The organism is Halomicrobium sp. HArcht1-1 (genome assembly GCF_058933285.1).
In genome coordinates, this window is record NZ_JBZYDL010000001.1 from 2,412,242 (window position 1) to 2,438,277 (window position 26,036).

20 protein-coding genes and 1 pseudogene are annotated in these 26,036 nt (G+C 66.8%); 10 read left to right on the plus strand and 11 right to left on the minus strand.

The window, feature by feature from the left end:
* Positions 1–35: 35 nt before the first annotated feature.
* On the plus strand, positions 36–1,094 hold the full coding sequence (locus tag AC5FRZ_RS12690) for an NAD(P)-dependent glycerol-1-phosphate dehydrogenase (RefSeq protein ID WP_170095117.1): 1,059 nt from the start codon (positions 36–38) through the stop codon (positions 1,092–1,094).
* A 434-nt stretch (positions 1,095–1,528) separates the two neighbouring features.
* Here the strand turns inward: AC5FRZ_RS12690 and AC5FRZ_RS12695 are convergent, their stop codons facing one another.
* Positions 1,529–1,996: a hypothetical protein gene (locus AC5FRZ_RS12695; RefSeq protein ID WP_372480439.1), complete on the minus strand. Its 468-nt coding sequence runs from the start codon at positions 1,994–1,996 to the stop codon at positions 1,529–1,531.
* A gap of 840 nt (positions 1,997–2,836) precedes the next feature.
* Between AC5FRZ_RS12695 and AC5FRZ_RS12700 the strand changes: the two genes are divergently transcribed.
* On the plus strand, positions 2,837–3,022 hold the full coding sequence (locus AC5FRZ_RS12700) for a hypothetical protein (protein ID WP_170095120.1): 186 nt from the start codon (positions 2,837–2,839) through the stop codon (positions 3,020–3,022).
* Positions 3,023–3,318: 296 nt separating this feature from the next.
* Here the strand turns inward: AC5FRZ_RS12700 and AC5FRZ_RS12705 are convergent, their stop codons facing one another.
* On the minus strand, positions 3,319–5,109 hold the full coding sequence (locus AC5FRZ_RS12705; RefSeq protein ID WP_493564753.1) for a S9 family peptidase: 1,791 nt from the start codon (positions 5,107–5,109) through the stop codon (positions 3,319–3,321).
* 151 nt (positions 5,110–5,260) lie between these two features.
* Here AC5FRZ_RS12705 and AC5FRZ_RS12710 point away from each other — a divergent pair, with 151 nt between their 5' ends.
* Positions 5,261–6,094, plus strand: a complete 834-nt coding sequence (locus AC5FRZ_RS12710) for a hypothetical protein (protein ID WP_170095122.1) — start codon at positions 5,261–5,263, stop codon at positions 6,092–6,094.
* A gap of 11 nt (positions 6,095–6,105) precedes the next feature.
* Here the strand turns inward: AC5FRZ_RS12710 and AC5FRZ_RS12715 are convergent, their stop codons facing one another.
* Positions 6,106–6,834, minus strand: a complete 729-nt coding sequence (locus tag AC5FRZ_RS12715; RefSeq protein WP_493564754.1) for a Yip1 family protein — start codon at positions 6,832–6,834, stop codon at positions 6,106–6,108.
* A 123-nt stretch (positions 6,835–6,957) separates the two neighbouring features.
* Here AC5FRZ_RS12715 and AC5FRZ_RS12720 point away from each other — a divergent pair, with 123 nt between their 5' ends.
* Both AC5FRZ_RS12720 and AC5FRZ_RS12725 read left to right on the plus strand, forming a co-directional pair.
* On the plus strand, positions 6,958–8,016 hold the full coding sequence (locus AC5FRZ_RS12720) for a glycosyltransferase family 4 protein (RefSeq protein ID WP_493564755.1): 1,059 nt from the start codon (positions 6,958–6,960) through the stop codon (positions 8,014–8,016).
* Between the two features lie 100 nt (positions 8,017–8,116).
* Positions 8,117–10,000 (plus strand): DEAD/DEAH box helicase, encoded by a 1,884-nt coding sequence (locus AC5FRZ_RS12725; protein WP_493564756.1) that lies wholly within the window; start codon positions 8,117–8,119, stop codon positions 9,998–10,000.
* Between the two features lie 89 nt (positions 10,001–10,089).
* Here the strand turns inward: AC5FRZ_RS12725 and AC5FRZ_RS12730 are convergent, their stop codons facing one another.
* Positions 10,090–10,707 (minus strand): class I SAM-dependent methyltransferase, encoded by a 618-nt coding sequence (locus AC5FRZ_RS12730; protein WP_493564757.1) that lies wholly within the window; start codon positions 10,705–10,707, stop codon positions 10,090–10,092.
* Between the two features lie 117 nt (positions 10,708–10,824).
* On the opposite strand from AC5FRZ_RS12730, the gene AC5FRZ_RS12735 reads away from it, so the two are divergent.
* Entirely contained in the window at positions 10,825–11,250 is a 426-nt protein-coding gene (locus tag AC5FRZ_RS12735) for a GNAT family N-acetyltransferase (protein ID WP_493564758.1), read from the plus strand.
* 270 nt (positions 11,251–11,520) lie between these two features.
* Here AC5FRZ_RS12735 and folP read toward each other — a convergent pair whose 3' ends face one another.
* From folP to AC5FRZ_RS12765, 6 genes and pseudogenes are all read right to left on the minus strand, one after another.
* Positions 11,521–12,615 (minus strand): dihydropteroate synthase, encoded by a 1,095-nt coding sequence (gene folP, locus AC5FRZ_RS12740; protein ID WP_493565086.1) that lies wholly within the window; start codon positions 12,613–12,615, stop codon positions 11,521–11,523.
* A gap of 108 nt (positions 12,616–12,723) precedes the next feature.
* A pseudogene (locus AC5FRZ_RS12745) lies at positions 12,724–13,962 on the minus strand (bifunctional folylpolyglutamate synthase/dihydrofolate synthase); the annotation flags it as partial.
* Between the two features lie 205 nt (positions 13,963–14,167).
* Positions 14,168–15,853: a glycosyl hydrolase family 18 protein gene (locus AC5FRZ_RS12750; RefSeq protein WP_493564759.1), complete on the minus strand. Its 1,686-nt coding sequence runs from the start codon at positions 15,851–15,853 to the stop codon at positions 14,168–14,170.
* Between the two features lie 194 nt (positions 15,854–16,047).
* Positions 16,048–16,599, minus strand: coding sequence for a hypothetical protein (locus tag AC5FRZ_RS12755; protein ID WP_493564760.1), 552 nt, complete (start codon positions 16,597–16,599; stop codon positions 16,048–16,050).
* Between the two features lie 39 nt (positions 16,600–16,638).
* The gene (locus tag AC5FRZ_RS12760; protein ID WP_493564761.1) at positions 16,639–17,220 is read right to left on the minus strand and encodes an SHOCT domain-containing protein; all 582 of its coding nucleotides are present in this window, start codon (positions 17,218–17,220) and stop codon (positions 16,639–16,641) included.
* 56 nt (positions 17,221–17,276) lie between these two features.
* Positions 17,277–22,046, minus strand: a complete 4,770-nt coding sequence (locus tag AC5FRZ_RS12765; RefSeq protein WP_493564762.1) for a PAS domain S-box protein — start codon at positions 22,044–22,046, stop codon at positions 17,277–17,279.
* Between the two features lie 318 nt (positions 22,047–22,364).
* On the opposite strand from AC5FRZ_RS12765, the gene AC5FRZ_RS12770 reads away from it, so the two are divergent.
* Genes AC5FRZ_RS12770 through AC5FRZ_RS12780 form a run of 3 tightly spaced genes read left to right on the plus strand, consistent with a single transcriptional unit; the run spans position 22,365 to position 23,577 of the window.
* Complete coding sequence (locus AC5FRZ_RS12770) at positions 22,365–22,598, plus strand: HalOD1 output domain-containing protein (protein ID WP_346775264.1); 234 nt, start codon at positions 22,365–22,367, stop codon at positions 22,596–22,598.
* A 2-nt stretch (positions 22,599–22,600) separates the two neighbouring features.
* Positions 22,601–22,756: a hypothetical protein gene (locus tag AC5FRZ_RS12775; RefSeq protein WP_170095132.1), complete on the plus strand. Its 156-nt coding sequence runs from the start codon at positions 22,601–22,603 to the stop codon at positions 22,754–22,756.
* Positions 22,757–22,806: 50 nt separating this feature from the next.
* Entirely contained in the window at positions 22,807–23,577 is a 771-nt protein-coding gene (locus AC5FRZ_RS12780; RefSeq protein ID WP_493564763.1) for a PAS domain-containing protein, read from the plus strand.
* Between the two features lie 168 nt (positions 23,578–23,745).
* On the opposite strand, the gene purH is transcribed toward AC5FRZ_RS12780, so the two are convergent.
* Positions 23,746–25,326, minus strand: coding sequence for a bifunctional phosphoribosylaminoimidazolecarboxamide formyltransferase/IMP cyclohydrolase (gene purH, locus AC5FRZ_RS12785; protein WP_170095134.1), 1,581 nt, complete (start codon positions 25,324–25,326; stop codon positions 23,746–23,748).
* 111 nt (positions 25,327–25,437) lie between these two features.
* On the opposite strand from purH, the gene AC5FRZ_RS12790 reads away from it, so the two are divergent.
* Entirely contained in the window at positions 25,438–26,001 is a 564-nt protein-coding gene (locus AC5FRZ_RS12790; protein ID WP_170095135.1) for a hypothetical protein, read from the plus strand.
* Positions 26,002–26,036 lie beyond the last annotated feature (35 nt).

The following is a 26,036-nucleotide window of genomic DNA, read 5'->3' on the forward strand; positions in this document are numbered from 1 at the left end:
CAAGTGTTTTCACGCCTGGCTGACCACCCACGGGTATGTTCGACAAAACGAGCTGGATCAGGCTCCCCCACAACGTGGTGGTGGGCCACGGCGTCCTCGACCAGACCGTCGCGGCCGTCGAGGACATCCACCTCTCCGGGCGGCCGCTGATCGTCGCCAGCCCGACGCCGTACAGCGTGGCCGGCGAGCGCGTCGTCGCGCAGTTCGAGGACGCCGACGCAGATCCGGCCGAGGTGATCGTCGAGGAAGCCAGCTTCGGTGCCGTCGAGTCGGTCATCGAGACCGCTCGCTCGGTCGACGCCGGCTACCTGCTGGGCGTCGGTGGCGGGAAGGCCATCGACATCGCGAAGATGGCCGCCGACGAGTTGAACCTGGGCTTCGTCTCCGTGCCGACCGCCGCCAGTCACGACGGCATCGTCTCCGGACGCGGCTCGGTCCCGGAGGGGGATACGCGCCACAGCGTCGCCTCTGAGCCGCCCCTGGCCGTCGTCGCCGACACCGAGATCCTCGCCGAGGCCCCCTGGCGGCTGACCACCGCGGGCTGTGCCGACATCATCTCGAACTACACCGCGGTCCGGGACTGGCAGCTGGCACACCGACTGAAAAACGTGGAGTACTCGGAGTACGCGGGCGAGCTGGCCCGGATGACCGCAGAGATGCTCGTCGAGAACGCGGGCTCGATCAAGCAGGGGCTCGAAGAGTCGTCGTGGATCGTCGTCAAGGCGCTGGTCTCCTCCGGCGTCGCCATGTCGATCGCCGACTCCTCGCGGCCCGCCTCCGGCGCTGAACACCTCTTTTCCCACCAGCTCGACCGAATCGCGCCCGACGCCGCGCTCCACGGCCACCAGGTCGGCGTCGGCTCGATCATGACCGAGTACCTCCACAGCGGCGCGAAAGGGCAGTGGATCGACGTTCGCGACGCCCTGGCCTCGATCGGCGCGCCCACGACGGCCGACGAGCTGGGGATCGACGACGACACCGTCCTGGAAGCGCTGACGACCGCCCACGAGATCCGCGACCGCTACACGATCCTGGGCGACGGGATGAGCGAGCCCGCCGCCCGCGAGGCCGCGACCGTCACCGGCGTTATCTAGCCCCACCAGTTTCCGCTTCGGGTGGCCCGCCGTGCTCGCCCTACTCGTGAAAAAGCGCGTCTGCCGGCGAACCGCCGGCTCCGCCGGAGCGCTCGATCGTCCGGATGCGACAGCAAACGCCTGGTCAGTGTAGACGATACACGGATCACCAGCATCCGCGCGAGCGAAGCGAGCGCAGTTCACCGACGGCGAGACCGGTGGTCGAGCCGTCGGCCTTTTTCACCGACGTTTTTCGAGGAGCGGTTCCCGCAACGAGCGCAGCGAGTGAGGAAACCCGACGCAGAAAAAGGTCGATGCCCACACAGACGTACCGACAGCCTGCGACTGCGGACAGACTGGATCGAAGGACAGACTGGATCGAAGGACAGACTGGATCGAAGGACAGACTGGATCGAAGGACAGACTGGACCGAAGAATTACCCGCGTGACGACGGCTACACGAATTCGGGGATCGCCGACTCGGCTGCCCAGACGCCCCGCTCGGTCTGGCCGCCGTCGTACACCGCGTCGACGAGGACGAGCAGTCGGTACACGGTCTCGGCGTCGGTGTCCTCGGCGTTGCGGACGCCGGCAATCGTCACGCGGACGATCTCGTCGATCGTACAGTCGACGCCGGTCGCGTCCGCGACGGCGTCGCGCGCCCGCTCGGTGAGGGGCTTCTCGCTGCCGCCGACACAGCGCGGGACCCGTTTGCGGTCCTCGCTCTGGACGTGCAACACCTCGCCGTCGTCGTTCTCCACCCGGACGTACACGTCCGCGAACCCGTCGCGCGCGCGTTCGGCGGCGTCGCGATACGCCGCCGGTGAGAGGCTGAGCGTCGTCTGGTTGACCGGGAAGGGACCGTGGCGCTGCTGGAGCGACTCGATCCCGTCGCCGATCACGTCTGGAGACCGACTCACCATTCTCGTACCAGTTACTGTGCGTCCGGTCAGATAAAACCGGTCAGTCGTTGTCTCCTTTTGAGAAAGCCGTAGCAGTATCAATGCCAGGCATCAACGGTAGAACCTAACCAACATTATAGTAACAATTGAAACGATTTACACACCGATCGCACGACAGCAGTGCGATCGGGTGTGCATTGATTTTCAATGGCTACTATAGTAAAAATTCCCTGACACTACCGGCTGTACATCTGTGAATGATTTCGCCACCCCGGGGTGGCGAAGATCGTCACGAAGTGACAGCCGGTAGTATGAGACCCAGGGATTGCCAGTACAGATGAAGGGGGAGGTGGAATCCCGAGAGTGGAAAATATGTCGAGAAAAGAGAAGAACAAGCGGGGTATTAAAGAAAACACAAACACGAATGCGATGGGTTTTAGCGGCGAAGCACAAGAACCAACCCACATTATGACTAACCCACCAACCGCAGTTGTTCCGACTCTCCCTCGAGACTCCAAATGATCCAAAAGGAAGTAGACGAGTATATCAGAATTTCCGGTATGAATTAAATAATATATGGTTCCTAGTACCAGACGTACCGTACTATACAGTATACCTGCAGTGATGGTCGGTACCAGTGGCTGTCTCTCCTCGGGCAAATCTTCTGGACACACACAAGATACATCGACAAAAATTATTAATAAGGGTCAAGAAAAGCGCACGAACACCGTCAACATCTTGAGCGACAGCGGAAACCAGACGGTATTTCGAGGAACCCTGTCGGCGGAGCTTCCACCCTGTGAAATCGTCTGTGTTCCCTATTCGAGCGCTGGTGACGAACAGCGGTCGTCGAGACTCGAAATGACGGCGCGCTCGAAAAACAGTGGAGAGCAACAGTATCGGTACTACGAGTACGAGACGACGATCAAGTGGAACGAGCGACCGGCGAAGGTCTACACCCTCCACGCCGGTCCGGACGGAGGAGTTATCGGTCAGGGAGGGCAGCGGATGTTCGAGGACACAGAGGACGGTTACGTGGATCCCTGATATTCTTGTACAATGATATAAATTTTAATATTATGCACACTCGCAGTACCAGACGTGTCGTACTGTGTGGCATACCTGCGGTCATGGTCGGTACCAGTGGATGCCTCTCCGGAGCGGGCCCGCGGGATACACGCAGGACGCAGCGACTGGGGTCATCCATGAGGGACCGGAGTCCTCGTCGTTCATGTCGGCTCAGAGGGCGAATTTATTACTGATGGGTGGACGTTCGAAGAGTCCGGTGACGGGTACGTCGAAAGCTGACAATCAGCAGTAGCGAAGACGCTGGCGAAGCAGTCTCACACGTGTTCGTCGAGGAACTCGACGACCTGCGTGTAGGCCTCGATCCGGTTCTCGCGCTTGCCGATCCCGTGGCCCTCGTCGTCGAAGACCAGCAGTTCGACCGGAACGTCCTGCTCGCGGACCGCGTCGACGATCTGTTCGGCCTCGCCGACCGGGACGCGGGGGTCGTTCTCGCCGTGGATGACGAACAGCGGCGCGGCGATCTGGTCCGCGCTGTGGATCGGCGAGACGGATTCGAGGAACTCGCGGTCGTCGTCCAGAGAGCCGTACTCGGCTTCGCGCAGCGACCGTCGCCAGTCGCCGGTGTTTTCGAGGAAAGTGACGAAGTTCGCGATGCCGACCACGTCGACCCCCGCGGCCCACAGGTCGGGGTACTCCGTCATCGCGGCAAGCACCATGAACCCGCCGTAGGAGCCGCCCTTGGCCACCAGTCGGTCGGGATCGACCGCCGGATGATCGTGGAGCCAGTCGACGCCGGCACGGATGTCGCGGACGCTGTCCATCCGGTGCTCCACGTCGTCCAGTTGCATGTAGGCGGTCCCGTAGCCGCTCGACCCCCGGACGTTGGGCTCGAACAGGGCGTAGCCACGCGAGAGGAAGTACTGCTGGAGGCCGGAGAAGGAGGGCCGGCGCTGGCTCTCGGGACCGCCGTGGATGTCGACGATCACCGGGACGCCGTCGTCGTCTCTGCCCTCGGCCGGCGGCAGCGAGAAGAACGCCGGAATCTCGCGCCCGTCGAAGGTCTCGTAGTGGACCAGTTCCGGCGGGTGGAACGTCGAGTCGGGAATGCCGGCCGTCGAGGCGTGCGTCCAGCGGGTGGCCTCGCCCGTTTCGGTCTCGACGACGAAGACGTTCGTGTTGACCGTCCGGCCGGTGACCGTCACCGCGAACCGATCGGCGTCGGGTCCCCACGAGACGCCGCCAGCGATCCCGCCGGGCAGGTCCGGCGTGGGGAACGCCTCGATCGTGGTCTCGTCGGTCAACCGTCCGACGGTCAGGTCCGTGTAGCCGTCGACGTTCCGAGAGTAGGCGAGCCGTCCGGTATCGACGTCGACGGACACGCCGTCGACGTTCCAGTCGTCGTCCGAGACGACCTCGCGGAGCGTCCCGTCGAGATCGAGGCGGCCCAGCCAGCGCAGGTCCGCATCGCTGTCGGTGACGAGATAGACGCCGTCGCCGTCGGGTGCCCACTGGGCGCTCCCGTAGCGCACGTCGCCGTCGTGGGGCGTGAGGTGCTCGAAGTCGCCGGATTCGAGATCGAGCACGGAGAGGTCCTGGTCGACGTTCGAGTGGGCCTCCCCGACGAGGAGCTTCGAGTCGTCGGGCGACCAGCCACCGACGGTGAGCCAGCCTCCGCCCTCGTGGACCAGTGTGGCCTCGTCGTCGTCCCGACCCTGCACGTAGATGTCGAAGACGCTCTCGTCGCGGCGATTCGAGGCGAAGGCGAATCGCTCGCCGTCGTGGCTCCAGCCGCCCCATCGGTGCTTGGCGTCCGGCCGGTCGGTGAGTGGCGTGCTCTGGCCGTCCGCGTCGAGCCGGAACAGCTGCAGCCGCTCGTTGCCACCCTCGTCCTTGCCGAAGATCAGCTCCGGCCGTTCGGGCGAGTACGAGGCGAAGGACACGGAGTCGTCGTAGAAGGTGCGCTGCTGGGGCCAGCCGCCCGGTTCGTCGACGCTCCAGAGCTGGAACGTGCCGGTCGTGTTCATCCGGAAGGCGAGCTGTCCGTCGGGCCCGAGCGTCGCCCCGGTCGCAGATCTGATGTTGAGATAGCGTTCGAGATCGTACACGTCAGATGTCTTGGCGAGCGCGAGTATAACGGTTTGGCGCTCGCTGAGGGGACTGCGGTATTGAAAGTATATATGTATACAGGTTAGAAATAAAATAATAGATATGTAATCTAGAGGTATTTTATGGCCGTCGGCTGTCGATGAAACTGCAATGCCAAACCGAAGGACATTCCTCCTCACTGCGGGTTCGCTCGCGACTGTCGGAGCTACTGGTGCTGTCACTGCACAGCGACAGTCACAGAAACCGACGACCGACGTAGTCGGCGAGGCGTTCCACCAGGGACTGGTGCGAAACGGGTCCGAGGGCGCGACTCGCGCACTCGAAGGCTTCCGGCTAGAGCCGTCGGTCGAGGCGACACGGGACTTCCAGGTCAACGAAGACGTGCGAGCGGAAGTCGCGGCAGAGACGAACGATTCCACCACCGAACAGGACGTGGAACCGGAGTACACGTACAACGATCCGGAAAACTCGGACTCGGAACTGGTCGTCGGCGTCAGCGACGCGGGCGGCGACGAGGTGTGGGTCGCGGTCGGGATGACACTGGAGGGGCTCAACCGCACCATCCGAAACTCCTGGTGGTGTGACGACGCCATCGGAATCGGGTACATCAACGGCGACTGGGCCCCTGTCGGAGAGCCGAGCGTCAGCGCGACGGAACGTCACTCGGCGAAGTTCACCTCCGACGACGTCGCACAGGACGCACTCGCCGGGACGGTCGATATCGTCAATCACAACGACTTCGGTGCCGCGGCCGGGGACTCGCTGCCGAGTGCGTCCGCGAGCCTGACCGCGAAGTTCCGACTGCGCGACGACGGCGAACCGAGCACGATCTGGGGCTCGTACACGCACACCTTCGCCGGCTCGCCGACCTCGTCGATACAGGGCATCTCCGGCGGTGCCGGTGGCCTCTCGGTCAATCTGAGTCTGGGTGCTGCGAACGCGTGGAGTATCGCACACCCGACCGACCCAGCAGACAAGCTGTAACGTCGAGCCCACTAGGCCAGTCCGACCACGAACAACAGGAGCGCGACGATGCCGGCGACGACGGCCGCCCCACCTCGGGAGACGTTCCGGCCGCGTTCGAGCCCGAACACCCAGATGACGGCACCCCAGAGCGAACCGGCGGCGTTGAGCGCCAGCGCGATCGGCACCCACTCGTTGATCCGGCCAAGCAGCATCGATTGGAAGGTGGCGGGCTCCATCCCCGTGGTGATGGTCACGGGATCCATCGTCACCCACAGCGTCGCGATGGCAAGGGGCAACGTCACCAGTGTCGGGGCGAACCCCCAGGCGGCGACGGTCAGCGTGTTGCCGAACGACCCCTGGCCGCCGGCCAGCGCCGTCCCGAGATGGAGCAGTCCGGCGACGGCGAACAGGAAGATCGGAACGCCGACGAGGATCGGGCCGTAGAACTGCCCCATCGCTTTGTCGATGATCACGTCGATGTTGCGCTCGATCTGGGCCGGTTCGTCACAGCCGAAGGTCGTGTTCGTCTCGGAGAACGTCTCGTTCATCCGCCCGTCACAGAACTGTTCGGACGGGCGGTCCGGGTTGTCGACCATCACGGTGCCGTCGATTTTCGCGGTGAAGACCGCGCCGAGCCCGGCCACCATCACGAGCGTGCCGACGACGACCAGCGCGGCGACGACCAGGCCGCGATCGAACGTCGGCTCGCGGTCTGCGAAGTATCTATCCGGGCGGAGGAAGGGCGTTCGCGGGGCCATGTACGGACGGCTGCAGAGACGAATCAAATGCTTTGTGGATTCCGGCAAGAGAGCGCACGTCTCGGGACCGACGGACGCCCCGGCAACGGTTGGATTTTTCACGGGCCACGTTGACCGTCAGGTATGCGCGTCGCGTTCGTCGCCATGGAGACGACCCACCACCGGGACACCGAGGGGGCCCGCCGACTCGAACGCGTCGCCCAGCAACTGACCGAGCGGGGCCACGAAGTGACGATCTACTGCGCTCGCTGGTGGGACAGCGACCAGCGGACTTTCGAGCCCGAGGACATCACCTACCGCGCGGTGACGGCGACGCCGAACGCGGCAGCGTTCGCGACGCGCCTGCCCGTTCGCCTCGCTCGTCACCCGCCGGACGTGATCCACGCCAGTCCGCGCCCGCCCGGTGGCGTCGTGGGGGCCAGCGTCGGCGGGACGATCACGCGTGCCCCCGTACTGGTCGACTGGTTCGGCGACGAGGCGATCGGTGCCAGTCGACTGGTCGACCGCGCGGCAAAGAGCCCGGACTGCGTGGTCACCCCCTCAGAGATGGTCCGGACGACCGTCCGAGAACACGGGGCCAGCAGCGACCAGACGGCGATCGTCCCCGAGAGCATCGACATGGCACAGATCCGGGACACCGAGCCCGCGGCGACCGTCGACGTGGCCTTCGCTCACCCGTTAGACGAGAGCGCCAACGTCGAGAGCCTCCTGCTCGGGCTGGCAGAGCTCCGGGAACGGGACTGGTCGGCGAAGATCGTCGGCGACGGACCCTACCGCGAGGACTACGAGCGACAGGTCCGCGACCTGCGCATCGAGGACCGCGTCGAGTTCGTCGGTGCCTGTGACCGCGAGGAGCGAATCAGCATCTACCGGGGCGCACACGTCTTCGTCCAGACGGCCTACCGGGAGTACTTCGCCAGCGAGTTGCTGTGGGCACTCGCCTGTGGCTGTATCGGGATCGTCGAGTATCAGGCCCGCTCTAGCGCCCACGAACTGATCGAACACCGCGAGCGCAGCTTCCGGGTCACGAGCACCCAGCAGATGGCAGACGCCATCGTCGCGAGCGGCGACTACCCCCACGAGACGATCGACGAATCGCTCGCCGAGTACGACCACGACGCCGTCCGCGAGCAGTATCTCGAACACTACCGGCGGCTGATCGAGGCCCACGGCCTGCTGTGATGCGGCGCGTCGTCGACCGGGCAAACGGTGTGAGGATCCGCATGCGTCGCTGGCAGCAGTGACACAAGGTGTTTACTCGTCGGGCCGATACCCATCCCCAGTGACCACAGAGGACGACGCCGAGGCCGGCGGTGACGACGCGGGCGACCAGCCCGAGACGCTGACCGTCGCCGACGTGTACGACGCTATCGACGCGGTCGGCAAACCACACCTCACCCCAGCGGAAGTGGCCGGCAAGACCGGGCTCACTACCGACGCGGCTCGCGAGGCGCTGGCGCGACTGAGCGAGGACGCCGAGCTGGAACGACAGGACGTGGCCGGTGCCGAGGCGGTCTACTACCCGCCGGACCTGGACGCGGTGACCGACCGCGAGCGGGTGATTCTCTTTCCGGACCGCCACGAGATCGTCGTGGAACACGCAGACCAGTTCACCCGCGCACAGCTCTCGCAGTTCGCCCACCTCGTCGACACGAACCGCTCCGGCGGCGCGATCTACGAGATCCGCGAAGAGGACGTGTGGCAGGCCCCCTACGAGTCGCTCTCGGACCTGCTTGCGACGATTCACGACGTGGTCGGCGAGCGCTCCGAACACCTGCAGGAGTGGGTCCGCAGCCAGTGGGAACGCGCCCGGAAGTTCAGGCTCGTGACCCACGAGGACGGCTACACCGTCCTCGAAGCCGAGAACGACGACCTGATGGGCAACGTCGCCCGCCAGAAGCTCGCCGACGACGTGTTGCGTGCGCCGATCTCGGACTCGGAGTCGTGGGTCAACGAGGAGCAGACCGCCAAGCTCAAGCGCACGCTGTACGAGGCGGGCTATCCGGTCCGGGACGACCGCGACCTCGAAGACGGCGACGCGCTGTCGGTCGAACTCGGTCTGCCGCTGCGGGACTACCAGGCCGACTGGGTACAGCGCTTCCAGGAGCAAGGGTCGGGAGTGTTCGTCGGCCCGCCGGGATCGGGCAAGACCGTCGCGACGATGGGCGTGATGGAAGCCCTCGGCGGCGAGACACTGATTCTCGTCCCCTCCCGAGAGCTGGCGAGCCAGTGGCGCGAGGAACTGCTCAGACACACCGACTTGGACGAGAGCCAGATCGGCGAGTACCACGGCGGCGAGAAGACGATCCGGCCGGTGACGATCGCCACCTACCGGACCGCCGGGATGGACCGCCACCGCAAGCTGTTCGACGAACGGCGCTGGGGCCTGATCGTCTACGACGAGGTCCAGCACATCCCCGCCGACGTGGCCCGCCGCAGCGCCCGCCTGCAGGGCAAGCACCGCCTGGGACTGACCGCGACGCCGGTTCGAGAAGACGACAGAGAAGAGGAGATCTTCACGCTCGTGGGGCCGCCCATCGGCACCGACTGGTCGGCGCTGTTCGACGCCGGCTTCGTCCAGGAGCCGGAGGTCCAGATCCGCCTCGTCCCCTGGAGCGACGACGCGACCGCCGACGAGTACGTCTCCGCCGTGGGCCACGGCCGCCGCCAGACCGCCGCGACGAACCCGGCGAAGATCGAAGAACTGCGCTACCTGCTGGCCGAACACCCCCACGCGAAGGCGCTGGTCTTCGTCGAGTACCTCGACCAGGGCGAGGCCATCGCCGCGGCGCTGGACGTGCCCTTCATCAGCGGCGAGACTCGCCACGCCGAGCGCGAACGGCTGTTCGACGACTTCCGCCGGAACGAGCGCGACACCCTGGTGATCTCTCGGGTCGGCGACGAGGGGATCGACCTCCCCGACGCCGAGCTGGCGATCGTCGCCTCCGGCCTCGGCGGATCCCGCCGACAGGGAGCACAGCGGGCCGGCCGGACGATGCGCCCCGTCGGCGACGCACAGCTCTATCTCCTCGCGACGCGGGGCACCGAGGAGGAGGACTTCGTCCGCCAGCAGATGCGCCACCTCGTCTCCAAGGGGATTCGCGTGACCGAGCAAGACGCCGAAGCGGTGGGCGAACCGACTGGCGACGACACAGTGGCCGAGTAACAGTTCTGGGACTGCAGGGGCGCGCGCTCGGTCCCCCACATTCAGTGTCGCAGTACGCCGGTCGGCGGCGACAGACGGAGAGATCGGTATTACGCCCGCCCCCAGAACACGGAGAATCCGTCCGACTCGACCTCGGGCAGTCGCTCGTCGACGATCTCGAAGCCCGCCGTCTCGACGATCTCGCGGCTCTTTGCGGGGCCGAAGTAGCTCCACTCCATCGCCGTCCCGGTGTCGAGCCAGTCGTCGTTGCGGCCCTCCCACCCCTCGATGGCACCCATCGACACGAGCAGGTCGCCGCCGGGTCGGAGGACGCGGTGGAACTCCGAGAGGACGCGCTCGTGTTCTTCCTTCGGGACGTGGATGATCGCGTAGAACGAGCAGAGCGCGTCGAAGGCGTCGTCGGCGAAGGGCAATCGAGCGAGGTCGCCTCGGACCAGGTCGGCCGCCGGGACGTGCTCGCGGGCCAGTTCGAGCTGGCTCGTCGCGATGTCCAGCCCGACCGACTCGTGGGCGCGGTCCAGACGCTCCAGTACGGGCCGACCAGCGCCACAGCCGGCGTCGAGCACGCGACTGCCGTCGGCCAGCGACGCGAAGCAGTCCGCACCGATCCCGTCGTCGAGGGCCGGCTGCGTCTCCGTCTCCCGGTACTCGTCGTAGGCGGTGGCGATCTCCTCGTACCCGCCCCGGACCACGTCGCGTTGCTCCATGCCAGCGGTCGCGGCGGCGAGGAGAATAACTCTTGTGGTCGTCTGGAAACCGTTCTCGTGGTACTGTGTCGACCGTGTCGTGACAGTACTCTTGGCGGTATCCGTCGACCGCCCGGTATGTACGTCACAGAACTGACCACCGACGAGCAGTGGGACGCGGCCGTCCCGATCCTCCGGCAACTGTGGTGCCACGAAGACGAGGCGTTCGTCCGCGAGTTCCGTGACGAGGCGGACTATCGCCTGTTCGGGCTGTACGACGACGACCGGCTCGTGGCCGTCGCGGGCGTCTCGCTCCAGCGCGTCCTCCACCATCGACGCCACGTCTGGATCCACGACCTTGTCGTCGACGATGAACTGCGCGGGCAGGGATACGGAGCGGAATTACTGGACTGGATCGAAGACTGGGGCGAAGACGAGGGGTGTGAGTACGTCGCTCTGGCGTGCCCGCGGGACAACGACGATGGGCTGGCGTTCTACGACAGCGAAGGGCTGGAGCAGTGGGGGTACGTGGTGGAGACGGAACTGGACGGCGACGTGAACTAAACGGTCTCACTCTCGATACGACGCGAACGCTGCCAACTGAACGCCCTCGGCCCGCTCGACGGTGCTGTGCGAGCTATTCTCGCTACGCTCGGATAGTGCCCTCGCAGCACCGTCGAGTGCGTCTCGCCCGTTCGTCCACCAGGGCCACACAGCACGGCACCGCAGCCACGCACCTCCCCAACCGATTCGCTCCTTTCAGTCGCTCATCCCTCGCACAGTGATCGCTCGCGACGGAGCGCGAGCGAGCGCGCGCCGCCCTCGATTTCCGTCTCAGTTCTCCTCGACGAACGACTCGGGATCGTCAGCGGCTTCGACGACGTTCACCGCGCGGACCGCTTCGGGCACGTCGTGGACGCGGACGATGTCGGCCCCTCGCTCGGCGGCCAGCGTCGTGCCGGCGATGGTGGCGTCCAGACAGTCCCCGGCCTCGGCTCCGACGAGTTCGAACATCGACTTGTGGGAGTGGCCGACCAGGATCGGACAACCGAGCGACTGGAACTCTTCGAGTCGGCCCAGCAGCTCGAAGCTCTCGGCGGCCGTCTTCCCGAATCCCAGCCCCGGATCGACCACGATCTGCTCGCGGTCGAGCCCCGCTTTCTCGGCCAGCAGGACGCGTTCGGTCAGCTGGTCGATGCAGTCCTCGACCACGTCGTCGTAGTCGACGGCGCTGTCGGGGTCGACCGGCACCTCGATGCTGTGCATCACGACGACGGGCACGTCGTAGTCGGCGGCGACGAGGCGCATTTCGGGGTCTTCGAGCCCGGACACGTCGTTAAGGATGTCCGCACCGGCGTCCAGTGCGGCGCGGGCGACCGGTGCCTTGCGGGTGTCGACGGCCACGGCGGCGTCGAGATCGGCGAGGCGCTCGATCACCGGGACGATGCGCTCGATCTCCTCCTCGACGGGGACCTCGTCCGCGCCGGGGCGGGTGGACTCGCCGCCGACGTCGAGGATGTCGACGCCGGCCGCGACCATCGACTCGGCGCGGGCGACGGCGTCCTCGACGGCGTCGTACTCCCCGCCGTCGTGGAAGGAGTCCGGCGTGATGTTACAGATCCCCATGACTGCGGTACCGTCCTCCCAGGGATAGCCCCGGTCTCGATCGGGCTGCTGGATGTCCAGCGCGGTCCGAAGTTCGTCGGCCAGCGACGCGAGGCCGTACGGTTGGCCGTCGAGTTTGTCCGTCAGGCGGCGGAACTGGGCCATCGTCCCCATCAGGAGTACGTCCAGCATCTCCTCGTCCTGGTCGTTCAGCCCCGAGATCGCACAGTCTCCGCCCAGCGAGAGCAGTTCTTCTTTGAGGTACTGTGCTTGTCGGGGCTGGACGCGCGTCTTGAGGAGGCGATGGACTGCCTTGCCGCGCATACGCCACGCACCGGCGTCGGTGACGTGAGTGGCGTCGATGGTCTCGCGTGCCGCCGCCACGCCGTCGACCTGCTTGGGGATCGTCGGCCGGATCCAGCGCTGGCGAGCCTCGGCGACGGCGTAGAGCGAGCCCGTGACCAGCACACAGTCGTCCTCGCCGGCCGCGTCGAGGGCCACGTCGAACGCGCCGGCCACGTCGCTGCGCGTCTCGACGCTGGCTGCGGTCTCGTCTCGGAACGCCTTTGCGACGACCTGTTCGTCTTCTGCGCGGTCTCGGTCGGGCTCGCAGGCGACGACGTGGTCGGCCCCGTCGAGTGCCCCCGCGATGGCACGCAGGTCCTTGTCGACCATCGAGCCCGCGACGACGTGGAGGTCGTCGTAGTCGAACGTGGCAAGCGTCTCGACGACCCGTTCGACGCCGCCGGGGTTGTGCGCGCCGTCCAGTACCACCAGCGGGTCCCGTCCCATGATCTCGAAGCGACCGGGCCAGTGGGCGTTTCGCAGGCCGCGTTCGATCGTCGCCTCGTCGACGGCCGCGACCTGGCGACACAGCGTCGCGGCGATCCCGGCGTTGATCGCCTGATGAGCGCCCAGCAGCGGGAGGTTCGTCTCGACACGCCAGTCGTCGCCCGCGATCGACACCGACCCCTCCAGTCCTTCGCGGCCGTTGTCGGTGACCGTCACGTCGCCGCTGGTGTCGGCGACGGTGACCACGTCCCCGGCCACGTCCCGGACGGCGTCGAGCGCGTCGCCCTCGGTGGCGGTCACGAGCGGGCGGTCCGCGGGCGCGACGTGTGCCTTGTCTCGGGCGATCTCTGCGACCGTGTCGCCCAGGATGTCCGTGTGTTCGAGCGTCACCGTCGTCACCGCGCTGGCGACGGGGTCGACGACGCTGGTGGCGTCGAGCTTGCCGCCGATGCCGACCTCGACGACCGCCACGTCGACCGACTGGCGCTCGAACTCCCAGTAGGCCAGTGCCGTCAGCGTCTCGAAGAGAGTCGGCGAGGTGCCGTCGGCCGCCCGATCGGTGACGTACGGCTCGACGGACTCGACGAACTCGACGACCGCCGACTCGGTGATCTTCCGGCCGTTGACCCGGATGCGTTCGCGAACGTCGTCTAAGTGTGGCGAGGTGTACAGGCCCACGTCGAGCCCCGCCTCCCTGAGCGTGCGTTCGACCATGCGAGCCGTGCTTCCCTTGCCGTTCGAGCCGGCGATCTGCACGCAGTCCAGCGAGTCGTGCGGGTCGCCCAGCTGGGCCAGCAGCGACCGAGTGGCCTCCGTGCCCGGTCGGAGCGCGAATCGGCGGAGATCGAAGAGGAAGTTCGCCGCCTCGTGGAACTTCATGCCCAAAGCAATCCAGTGGGCGCGCTTTAGACTGGCGGTTACGGGAGCCGTCGAACGTCGAGCCACGCCTCACACGACGGCACTGCGATGGGCGTGGAGATCGTCGTCCCAGCCGCGTCTCATACGGACAGCCGGTGAGCGCTGGGACGGGGGAGACCCACACCGGGACATCGCGACGACTGCCCGTCTCCCGGTCGCTGGCGCATCACTTCCCGAGCGCGTCGTTGACCGCGTCGAGCAGCGTCTCGTTGGGGTCGTGGCCGGAGGCCCAGTACATGATTGGGTGGCCCCGCTCGTCGGCGTAGTCGGCCTTGACCGCGACCGACTCCTCGTCGTCGTAACTCAGCAGGCTGGTGCCGTCGAACTTGTAGGGGACCTTGGCCTCGTCGTCCCAGTAGCGAGTGTGGTCACCGAACTGCTGGGCGATGTCGGCGAAGCCGGTCGCCCCGCCGCTGCCCTCGAAGGGCTGGAGCAGTCCGTCGTTGGCCGTCCCCTCGACGCCCGTGAACTCTCGACCGTAGAAGGCAAGCCCCATGACGAGTTTCTCGGCGGGCCACCCCTGGTCGCGCATGTACGAGAGGGTGTTGTGGATCGAGTCGTCGCTGTCGGCACCGGAGGTGGCGTACAGCGGTGAGTTGTGGTTAGTCTCGTCGACCCAGACCGGAGAGTGCATGTCGTAGGTCATCATCTTCGCGTAGTCCAGCGCGTCGGCGAGTCGGTCGTGGGGGAGCCCGGAGAGGTGTGACTCCGCGTGGTTCAGCGCCGCCGTGAGGTAGTAGTCGGTGTCGTCCTCCTCGGCGGCCGCGTCGAACTGTCGGCGACACTCTTCGATCAGCGCGGCGAAGTTCTCCTCGTCGTCGGGATACGACGTGAGTCCGTCGGGACCGTACGGACCGGGGAACTCCCAGTCGATGTCGATACCGTCGAGATCGCGGTCACGCAGTAGCGCGACACACTCGCTGGCGAAAGTCTCCCGGCTCTCCTGGTCGCTGGCCAGTTCCGGGAACCCCTGGGAGTTCTTCCAGCCGCCGATCGAGAGGAGCGTGGTGACACCGTCGATGCCCCCGGCGTCCCACGGTGCCGAGACGGAGCCGTCGGCGCTGACGCTGCCGAACGTCTGGATGACGTGGGTGAGCTTGTCGGCCGGGGCCGCTCCCTGGAACTCGTAGGCCATGACCGGGTGCTCGTCCCAGCCCGGCGAGGACCCGTCTTCTTCGGAGACCGACACCGTCGTCGTGGCCGAGTCACTGGCCCCCGAGCCGTCGGTGACGGTCAGGCTGACGGCGTACTCCCCGGCAGACTCGAACGACCGCGTGTGTTCGACGCCGGTTACCGTGTCGCCGTCGATGGTCCACTCGTAGTCCAGCGCGTCGCCGTCGGGGTCCGAAGAGTCGGCCCCAGAGAACGTCACCGTCTCGCCCGGCGTCGGTGCCGAGGGCGTGACGCCGACGACGGCCGTCGGTGCCCCGTTCTCGTCACCGCCGGAACCGTCGTCGCTCTCGACCAGTGTCCAGACGGTCGCGTCGGCGGCGGGCTCGGTCCCTTTCGTCCACCACGCTGCCTCCCAGACGGAGCCGTCGTGGGTTACCCGGTCCCCGCCACTGTAGGCGACGCTGGCGTCCCAGGCCGGGTACGAGTCGTCGCCGGAGTCGTCGCCGTCGCCGGCGTCGACCCGTTCCCAGACCGCCGCGTCCGTCGACGGGGCCGTCCCCTGGGTCCACCAGCCGGCCTCCCAGACGGAACCGTCGTAGGTCACTCGATCCCCGCCGGTGTAGACGGTGCCGTCGTCGTAGGCCGGGGGTGATTGCTGTGCCGCTGCTGTGCCAGCGCCGGTCACCGCTGCGACCAGCGCCGAGGCGTGCCGAAGAACGTCGCGTCGTGTTTCTCTCATAGGTACGAACTGCCGACCGATCGGGGCGCTCCGCCGGAGAATCCGACGCCCAACATCCCCCCGCGTCGGTGGCTAGACAGTGACACACGAAAGGCGGGAATAATACTGTCGGTACAGATCGAAATAATGTGTCGGAAGAGAGAACGACCACCAGTCACTTCGCCCCACGCCGCCGGCCTTCGAGTCGCTGACGGTCAGTGCTCGCGTTCGTCGGGCCGCTGGACGCGGCGCAACACGGCACCTCCGAGCGAGAGCAGGGCCATTCCGACCAGCGGCGCGGCGTCGACCGTCTCCTCGTCGGCCGGCGACCGAGATCGCTCGGGGCTCGGCTCGTCGCCGTCGCCAAAGGGCCCCGGAAGCGTCCCTACCTCCGGGATCGGAACGCCGTCGGGCACCGGAACGTCCGGCAGCGTCTCGCCGGACCGCCGACGGTACACCACCACTGCGACCGCCGTCAGCAGCGCCACCACTGCGGTGCCGAGCGCGGCCATCAGGAGCGTCCGACGCCCGCCGTCGCTCTCCTCGGGACTGTCCTCGGGGGCGACCGGATCGCCGGCACCGGGTGGCGGCGTCTCGCCGACGCGTGGCCCGGTTCGCTCTCCGTGCGGTGCGCTCGCGCGCTCGTCGTCGGTCTCGTCGCGCTCGAACGCCGCAGACACGGACGGCTCGACGCCGAGCGATTCGAGGAGGGCACGCATCGCCTCGGCGTCGACGTCGAAGCGAAACACGCTGAACTCGTCGGTCATACGACTACCGACGGCGGGCCGCGGTATAAAATCAGCGTGCTACTCGGCGTCGGATTCGAGTTCGGTACTGGAGGGTGCGCTGTCGGCCGCTGTTCGGGCCGTCGTCTGCTCTTCGCCGGCGGCGAGGTCGGGCTCGATCTCGTCTCCGGCCGACACGGCCGCGTCGTCGTCGGCCTCGGCCAGCAGCACCTGCAACTGGCGCTCGTACTCGACCTCCGTGAGACCGCCGTCGACGTAGCGCTCTTTCAGTCGCTCGCGCTTGGTCTCCGTCGAGACGGCGAAGCGGTCGGCGAGTCCCAGTCGAGACAGTGGCGGGACGAGTCGCTCGGCGCGTTCGAACCCGTCGGCGACACGGTCGTTCTCGGGCAGAGAGGGCAGCGACGCCCGGCGTGCGAGGGTGACCAGAAAGGCCAGTGCGAACGCGACGTCTGCGGCGACCAGGAGGGCAGCGATCGACAACACGAGTGCCACGTCGCCCAGCACGGCACCGAGACCGGCACCGCCGGCCAGTCCGGCGAGGACCGCGACCAGTCCCACACCGACGGTCCCGACCGCGAGGACCGTCGTCACCGCGACGAGCGCGAGCAACAGCCAGTGGCGATTGCGGCTGAACCAGGACACAGGCAGGCTTCGAGCGGCGGCGATAAAAACGCGCGGTGATCGAGCGCGACACCCACTCATTCCGCGTCGGACTCGTCGTCGAACAGCTGTCGCATGACCCGCTGTTGGCCCAGTCGGAGGTGGCGGTTGACGGTCGGCTGTGACACGTCGAGCATCGCTGCGAGCTCCTGACCGGTCGTGTCGCGCGGCCAGTTGAAGAACCCCGAGAAGTAGCCCGTCCGGAGGACCTCCCGCTGGCGATCCGTCAGCGCTCCCAGGATCGTCTCGGCGAGCGCGGGGTCGGACTCCGCAGAGCGTGCTCGTTCGCGTCGGCTGACCAGTTCGACCGTTCCGTCGTCGGTGAGCGTCTCGACGAACGAGCGTACGTCCACCGAGGTCGGCACGTCGACCTCGACGTCGATACCGGACTCCTCGGCGGCGATCTTTCGCACTCGCCCGCCCTGGCGGACGAGTCGAGCGATGACCGTCTCGCCCTGGATCGTCACCTCGAACACGCCGCCGTCCTCGCTCTCGGAGACGAGGTGGTGGTCGGCGATCGTATGCCGGTCGGCCAGCAGCTCCGAGACGGTCGTGGGATCGCAGCCACTCACACGGACGAACAGTCGTGTCTCGTCGGCGGAAACGGTGCCCACGCCCTCGTAGGTGACCGTACAGCCGCTCCCGAACGCGATGTCGAGCAACGGGTCCGTCGTGTCCTCGACGCGCAGTTCGAGCGCGGTCAGCGTGTCGGCGTTGAGCGCCTGCCGGGTCGTGATGCTCGTGATCGCGTTGGCGATGCTCGTCCCCAGCTCCGCGAACACGGCGGTCTCGAACTCGCCGAACACGTCCGGCTCGTCGGCGTACACCGTCAGCACGCCGTACTGGTAGTCGTCGAGCGAGACGGGGACCGCGAGCGCCGACTGGTGACCCACGGCCAGTGCCGCCTGTCGCCACGCCGCCTGCTGGACGTTCTGGGCGATGTTCGAGACGGCGACCGGCTCGTCGTCGAGCGCCGCCGAGACGGCCGGGTCCGAGTGCGTCGCCGAGCGGTCGAACGACGGCGTGTCGAGATACGATTCCCCCTCACCGGCCCAGGCACGAGCCTGGAGCGTCTCGCCGCCGGGATCGAACGACCCGATCCAGGCGAAAGAGATGTCCTCGTCGTCGACCAGTCGCTCGCACACCGCCGCTTCGAGCTGGTCTCGGTCGGTCGCACCGATGAGGGTCTGATCGACGGAGCGGATCGTCTCGTTGGCCCGGATCTGGCGTCTGAGTCGGTCGTTCTGGGCCTCGATCTCGGCCTCGCGCTCGCGCAGCGTGGCCTCGCTTTCGAGTCGCTCGAAGGCGGCCGCCGCGGTCGCGACCAGCGTCTCGACGAGAGAGCGATCCCTCTCACCGATCTCGCCTGCCTCGTCGAGTGCGGCGAAGACGCCGTGGCTCCCGATCGGCACCACGATGCCGGTGTCGGCCGCGTCGACGAAGGGGCCCGACTCGCCGCTGGTGTCGACGCCTTCGAGGACGCTCTGGGTCCCGGTGACGTAGGCGTGCCAGAGGAACGACTCCGTCCCCGGCCCGACGGCATCCGGCTCGCCGCCACAGAGCGCTTCGAAGCCCGGAGACACCGAGGCGGGTTCGAGCAGGTTCGTCGTCTCGTCGTACAGGTAGATCCCGACGGCGGCCTGGTCGAGCAGCGACGCGGCCGTGTCGACGATCAACCGGGTGGCGTCGTCGATCGACTCCGTCGTCAACAGCCCGCGCGCCGAGTCGTGGAGCGACTCCAACGCGAGTTCGCGTTGCTTCTGTGCGGTGATGTCCTGGACCGAGCCTCTGATCTCGACGACAGTGCCGTCTTCGAGGACCGGCTCTCCGATGGTGTGGACCCACCGCTGGGTGCCGTCGGGAGTGTCGAGTCGCAGTTCCTGCTCCCACCCGATCCCGTGGTCGAGTGCGCGCTCGATGGCGCTGCGGTGTCGCTCCCGGTCGTCGGGGTGGTAGAACTGGGGCATCGCCTCCACCGAGCGGGCCTCGTCGTCGGCCAGTCCGAAGATGTCGAACAGTTTGTCGGTCCACTTGGTGTCGACGGCCGCGCCGTCCTCGACGACCGCTGCCCAGCCGCCGATCGCCGCCATCTCTTCGGCGCGGGAAAGCAGGTCCGTCGTGCGTTCGAGCTGGCGCTCCCGGCGCTTTCGCTCGCTGATGTCTCGCCCGATCCCCGCGACGAGCTGGTTCCCGTCTGGGTCTTCGAGAGCGACGGCGACGAACTCGTGGGGGACCCGCTCGCCGTCTTTGGTCAGGTAAGGAATCTCGACCACCGCGTCACCCGTCGCTTTCGTCTCCTCGATCGCTGCCTCGATCTGGTCCCGGTGTTCGGGCGCGAAGAAGTCCGTCGCGTGCATCGATTCGATCTCCGCGTCCGAGTAGCCCGTCACCTGGGTGTGTGCGCTGTTCCAGCGCTGGAGGGAGCCGTCCTCGTCGAGGACGTAGAACACGTCGTCGACGGCGTCGAGGATGTCCTCGGTGAACTCCCGGTAGCGATCGAGTTCGCGCTGGTGTTCCCGAAGCTGGCGCTCCTGGCACTTGCGCTCCGTGATGTCCTCCATGACGGCCATGATCCCGGTGATCTCGCCGTCGACGCCTCGCAGCGGGGCCGCCGAGAGGCTCACGTCGATCAGCGTCCCGTCCTTGCGGCGTCGTCGCGTCTCGACGCTGTTGATCGACTCGCCGGACAGCAGGCGGTCCCGGAACGCGTCGAACTCTGACGCTCTGTCGGCCGGGACGAACGGCAGCGTGTCGCCGACGACCTCCGACTCGCTCCAGCCGAAGATGCGCTCGGCAGCGGGGTTCCACAGCTCGACGACGCCGTCGGTGTCGATCAGAACGAGGGCGTCGGGCGAGGCGTCGATCAGGGTGTTGAGCCGCTCGTTGGTCCGGCGAAGCTCGCGCTCCTGAGCCTTGCGATCGGTCACGTCGGTGACGACCCCCTCCAGGGCTCGGACGGTCCCGTCGTCGTCGTAGATGCCGACACCGCGTTCCCACAGCCACCGACGCTGCCCGTCCGCTGTCTCGATCGGGTAGGTGACCTGGAACTGTTCGTGGTCGTCGACGGCGCGCTGGACCGTCTCCCACAGCTCGTCGTTGTCGCCGACGATGACGTCTTCGGCCCAGTTGACCGCTCCGCTCCGGATCGCCGCTGGGTCGTAGCCCGTCAGCTCCCGGCACCCGTCGCTGACGAACTCGAACGGCCAATCGGGTTCGTTTCGGCAGCGATACACCATCCCCGGGAGGTTGCTCATCAGCGTCGCCAGTTCGCGCTTTCGCTCACGGAGCTTTCGTTCGCGTGCCTGTCGCTCGGTGATGTCCTTGCTGATCCCCATGACGCCGATGATCTCGCCCGACTCGTCACGGTACGGGTACTTGTTGTCGAGGAAGGTCCGGCGCTCGCCGTCGATCTCCGCCGTCGTCGTCGTCGTCACGGTTTCGCCCGACGAGAGGACGTGACGGTCCTCCGAGACGAGCGTCTCGACGGTCCCGCTGTCGAAGAGTTCGTCGTCTCGCTTCCCCAGGATCTCCGCCGGCTCGCGGTCGAACAGCGCCGCGGTCGCTTCGTTGACGAACTGGTAGACGCCCTCGGAGTCCTTGATGTAGATCTGGTTGGTCGTGTTCTCGACGATCGCCTCCAGTTTCCGCTCGTGCTCTTTTCGCTCGGTGACGTACTGCGTGACGCCGATGAGGCCCCGGATCTCGCCGTCGGGTCCCCGCCAGGGCACCTTGGACGTGACTACCCACTCCTTCGCCACGGGATCGTACTCCTCTTGCCCGATGATCGGCTCGCCCGACTCGATGACCTGCATGTCGTCGGCGTAGGTCCGTTCGGCCAACGCCTCGTCGTAGATGTCGAGGTCGGTCTTGCCGCGGTACCACTCCTCGTCCTCGGGGAACTCGGTCACCCGGTCGGAGACCGACTTGCGGACGTGTCTGCCCGCCTCGTCTTTGACGTACAGGGAGACGGGCAACTCCTCGAACAGGGAATCGAGCATCGAGGCGTGTCGCTCCAGCGTCGCCATCCGTTCGCGGCGCTCGACCGTCTGGCTGATCCACCGTCCCATGAGATCGACGAAGACCTTCTCGGCGTGGCTGAGCGAGCGCTCGCGGGGCTCCGAGCCGGCGAAACAGAGCGTCCCGTACAGTTCGCCATCGACGAGCAGCTTCGAGCCGATGTAGCTGCGCACGTCCGAGTCCGCGTACTCGGCCTCGTCGAGGTCGCTCGCCGCGGCCGTGTCGGCGATGCCGAGCACGTCGTCGGACGTGATCGTCCGCTGACAGAGCGTCTCGGAGAGGTCGAACACGCTCCCCTCGGCGACGAGCGGACCGGTCGCCCGCTCGATCTCGTACCGGTCGTCGGCTTCGTCGATCTGTGCGATGAAGCCGGTCTCGACCCCGAGTCGCTCACAGCCCAGTTCGAGCAGTCGATCGAGCTTCGCGTCGTCGTCGAGCGCCGGGTCGCTCGTGATCTCGTAGAGCGAACGGCGAAACGCCTCGTCGGTCCGGTCCTCGGCGTCGGTCGCCGCGACGAGATCGCCGATCGCGTCGTACAGCGCACCGATCTCGTCGTCGCGGTCGGTCGTGAACGTAACGTCGTCCGCGCCGGCTGCCACGCGACGCACCTTCTCGGTCAACTGTGCGATCGGATCGTCGGCGTCGCCCCGGACCGCAAGCCCGACCAGTCCGGTGAGCACGAACGCGATCGAGAACGTGTCAAAGCCCGTCGCACCGCTGGAGACCGAGACGAACCACTCCCCGCTGGCCGCCCCGACGAACGGGGCCACGTCGTGCCAGAGTGAGATCATGTGTCTGAGTTAACAACGGACGATAATGACTTGCAGGGGTCGCACAGACGAGCCCGCGCGTCACAGTCTCGAATCGAGGTAGCCGCACAATACCGGCAGTGATACTGCCGGCTGTCACTTCGTGACGATCTTCGCTACCCCGGGGTGGCGAAATCGGTCACAGATGTACAGCCGGTAGTATGAAACCACACGACGGAGCCGCGGCGACGGAGAGACGCTATATGTATAGCCCAGAGACGCCCCCGCGACGAATACAGTTCTAGGGGAAGCCAAAGGAGACAGCGGGCTACGTTTCAATCAGAAATGACGACCACATCCGTGAAACGCCACTCGCAAACACCGTCGCTGCGCGTCGTCGAGGCAGTTGCAGCCGAAACCGACACCGATCCGACCGAACTCACGCCGCTTGGCACAGTCGTCGACACGGACGCGCTCGACGCACTCGTCTCGTCTGCTGGCGACCTCTCTGTGAACTTCGAGTACGAAGGCTACCGAATCTCGATCGGCACCGACGACCAGCTCGCGCTCGAACCGCTGACGGGAGGGATCTGAGGATGTCGACGAACGAATCCACTCGGGCCGACGACGACCAGATCCGCGAAACCTACGAGGAGTACGTCATCCGCGGCGAGAGCGTCGCGATGATCGCGGATCCCGAGCGCACGCACGCCTGGATCCAGTCGGACCTGACCGTCGAAATCGAGCAGTGAACGCCCCACCGCCGTGTCGGCCCACCCAGTCCCGATCGAACGATCCGCCAATGGACACGACCATCGAGACGACGCCAGTTCGCCCCACGAGCGCGCGACCGGCGACGGTCCTCTGTGTCGACGCCGACCGCGAGTACCTGTCGGCGATCGAACGGGCCTTCGAGGACCGCGACGACCTGCAGGTCCGCGTCGAGACCGATCCGTCGGCAGTGCCCGACCGGCTCGACGGCGTCGACTGTCTGGTCAGCGCCTACCGATTCGACGGCTCTGACGGACTCGAACTGCTGAGAGCGGTCCGCGAAGTCGCTCCGAGCGTCCCGTTCTTGCTTCACTCGGCCGTCCCCTTCGAAGAGATCGATCGGGACACCCTGTGGGACGGCCCGACAGATTACCTCGAAAAAGCGTCTGGGGACTCCCACATGGCACTCCTTGCGTATCGCATCGGCCGACTCGTCGGGCGACACCGTCTGACGACGAGCGCACGGCGCTGTCACGAGGCTCTCGAAGCGAGTCGCGAGGCCACGCTGATCGTCACGCCAGACGGGACAGTGACCTTCGCCAACAACCGGCTCGCGACGGAGCTGTCCGCGTCGCCAGCCGAGTTGCGAGGGCGAGAGTGGACCGAGCTACTGAAGGCGGCGTCCGTCCGGCGACTCCGGACCGAGGCGTTCCCCGTCGCCGCCGACGGCTGGAGCTGGACCGGACAGACGACGCTCGCTACCGACGCAGATGACCCCAGCAGTTCACGGACGACGCTGTCGACGCTCGACGACGGGAGCGCGATTCTGGTCTTTCACGAACTGGACCGGACCGACGAGTAGTGGCAGACGGTCCGTGCGGAGGACCGTGACCGGATCGCGCGAACAACGGGCGAGACGCTCACCGGGCCATCGCGACACCCGTCCGTCTCATACTACCGGCTGTAAATCTGTGAGCGATTTCGCCACCCCGGGGTGGCGAAGATCCTCACGAAGTGACAGCCGGCAGTATCAGTCGTGTCGGAACGACCGCTGGCCGGTGAAGACCATCGCCACGTCGTGCTCGTTGGCGGCCTCGATGACCATGTCGTCGTTCTTCGAGCCGCCCGGCTGGATGACCGCCTCGATGCCCGCCTCGGCAGCCGCTTCGAGACCGTCCGGGAACGGGAAGAAGGCGTCGCTTGCCATCACGGCACCCTCGGCGTCCTTGCCTTCGGCGTGCTCGTCGGCTTTCATCGCGGCGAGTCGGACGGCGTCGACCCGAGAGACCTGACCCATGCCGATCCCGACCGTCTCGGTCCCCTTGGCGAAGAGGATGCCGTTGGACTTGACGTGCTTGAGCGTGTGCCACGCGAACAGCATTGACTCGATCTGTTCGTCGGTCGGCTCGCGGTCGGTGACCACTTCGAGGTCGTCGGCGGTGAGGTGCTGCTGGTCACGTTCCTGCACGAGTCGCCCGCCGACGAGGGGCTTCTCGGTGAGTTCCTCGGTCACGTCGTAGTTGTCGTTGACATCCAAGACACGCAGGTTCTCCTTCTCGAAGAGCACGTCCAGGGCGTCGTCGGTGTAGCCCGGCGCGACGACGACCTCCTTGAACGAGTCGACAATCTGCTCGGCCGTGGCCGCGTCACACTCGCGGTTCAGTGCGACGATGCCGCCGAAGGCGCTCATCGGATCCGTCGAGAGGGCGCGCTCGTAGGCCTCGGCGACGGAGTCGGCGGTCGCACAGCCCGCGGGATTGGTGTGTTTGATGACCGCCGCCGCCGGCTCCTCGAACTCCTTGATGAGGTTCAGCGCGCCGTCGGCGTCGTTGTAGTTGTTGTAGGAGAGTCCCTTCGCGCCCTCGTTGAGCTGGTCGGCGTGGACGACGCTGGCCTCGTCGGTGGTGCGGTCGGCGTAGACCGCGGCGTCCTGATGGGGGTTCTCTCCGTAGCGCAGGTCCGCGGCGCGGTCGTTGCTAGCGAGGCGACGGCTCGGGAACGCGCCGCCGTCGTCGCCGTCGATCTCGACGGTCTCTGACTCCCAGTCGACGGTGACGCGATCCTCGGCGAACCACTCGACCGCACGCGGGTAGGCGGTGAACTCGGCCTCGTAGAGGACGCGCTCTTTGAGCGCCGCCAGGTCGTCGTCCTCGTAGACCGGGACGGGCTCTTGGGTGACGATGGGACCGTCGTCGACGCTCTCGTCGACCACGTGGACGGTACAGCCGGTGGTCTTGACGCCGGCGTCGAGCACCTGCTCGTGGGCGTCCATTCCCGGGAACGCCGGCAGCAGCGACGGGTGGACGTTCAGCGTCGTCGGCACCTCGTCGAGGAACGTCTCGGTGAGCACGCGCATGTAGCCGTCCAGACAGACCAGATCGAAGTCGTACGCCTCGATGGCGTCCAGGACGCGCAGTTCGTGTGCCGCCCGCTCCTGGTCGTCGGGGCGCTCGACGACCTCGGTGGGGATGTCGCGCTCGGCGGCGGCCTCCAGAACGGGCGCGTCGGCGTCGTTCGTGAGCACGACCGCGATCTCGGCCCCGCCGGGCGCGCGGTCGGCGATGTTCATCAGGTTTCGGCCACGGTTGCTGGCCAGACCGGCGATTTTCATGGTCGAGAGGGCGCGGCGGGCGCGCAAAGTAATTGCGGTGTCGGAATGACACAATCGACACGGTTCGGCTCGACAGTAACGCTTTCAGGGGCCGCCGCCCAGCGACGAGGTATGACCGAAGCTGAGCGCCCGTGGGCACAGCTGGCGCTCGTCGTCGGCGGCCTCTGCTGGATCGGCTGGAGCCTGGCGACGATCGTCACCGGATCCGCCGACGGATCCGTCCGACTCCTCGTCGGTACGTCCGGGTTCGTCCTGGCAGTCGGACTGCTCGGCGTCGTCCTCCGGCTCCCCTGGATCTACCAGTTCCCCGGCGGCGAGGGGAGCGGGGTCGCGCTGCTGGGCGGTCTGGCCTTCGCCGCCGGGCAGTGGTCGAGGGTCCTGCTGGGCGGGGCCGGATGGTTCGCCGAGGGCGTCGTCGCGCTGGGCGTCCTCGGACTGGCCGGTGGGACCGTCCTGCTGGCCGCCGGTGTCGTCCGGGCTCGCCGGGTCCCGCCCTGGCTCGGCGTCGCCCTGTTCGTCGGGACCGTACTGTTTCTCGGGTTCGGGAACGGGGACGGGCTGCGTGCGTGGCTCGCACCGCCGCTCGGCCTGGCGTGGCTCGCGCTCGGGGGCTACCTCTTCCGGTACCCAGAGCAACCCTCGGGCCACCTGGAACCCAGCGCGATCAGCCGGTGATCCCGTCCGGCGAAAGACACTCCACGGAGGCTGGT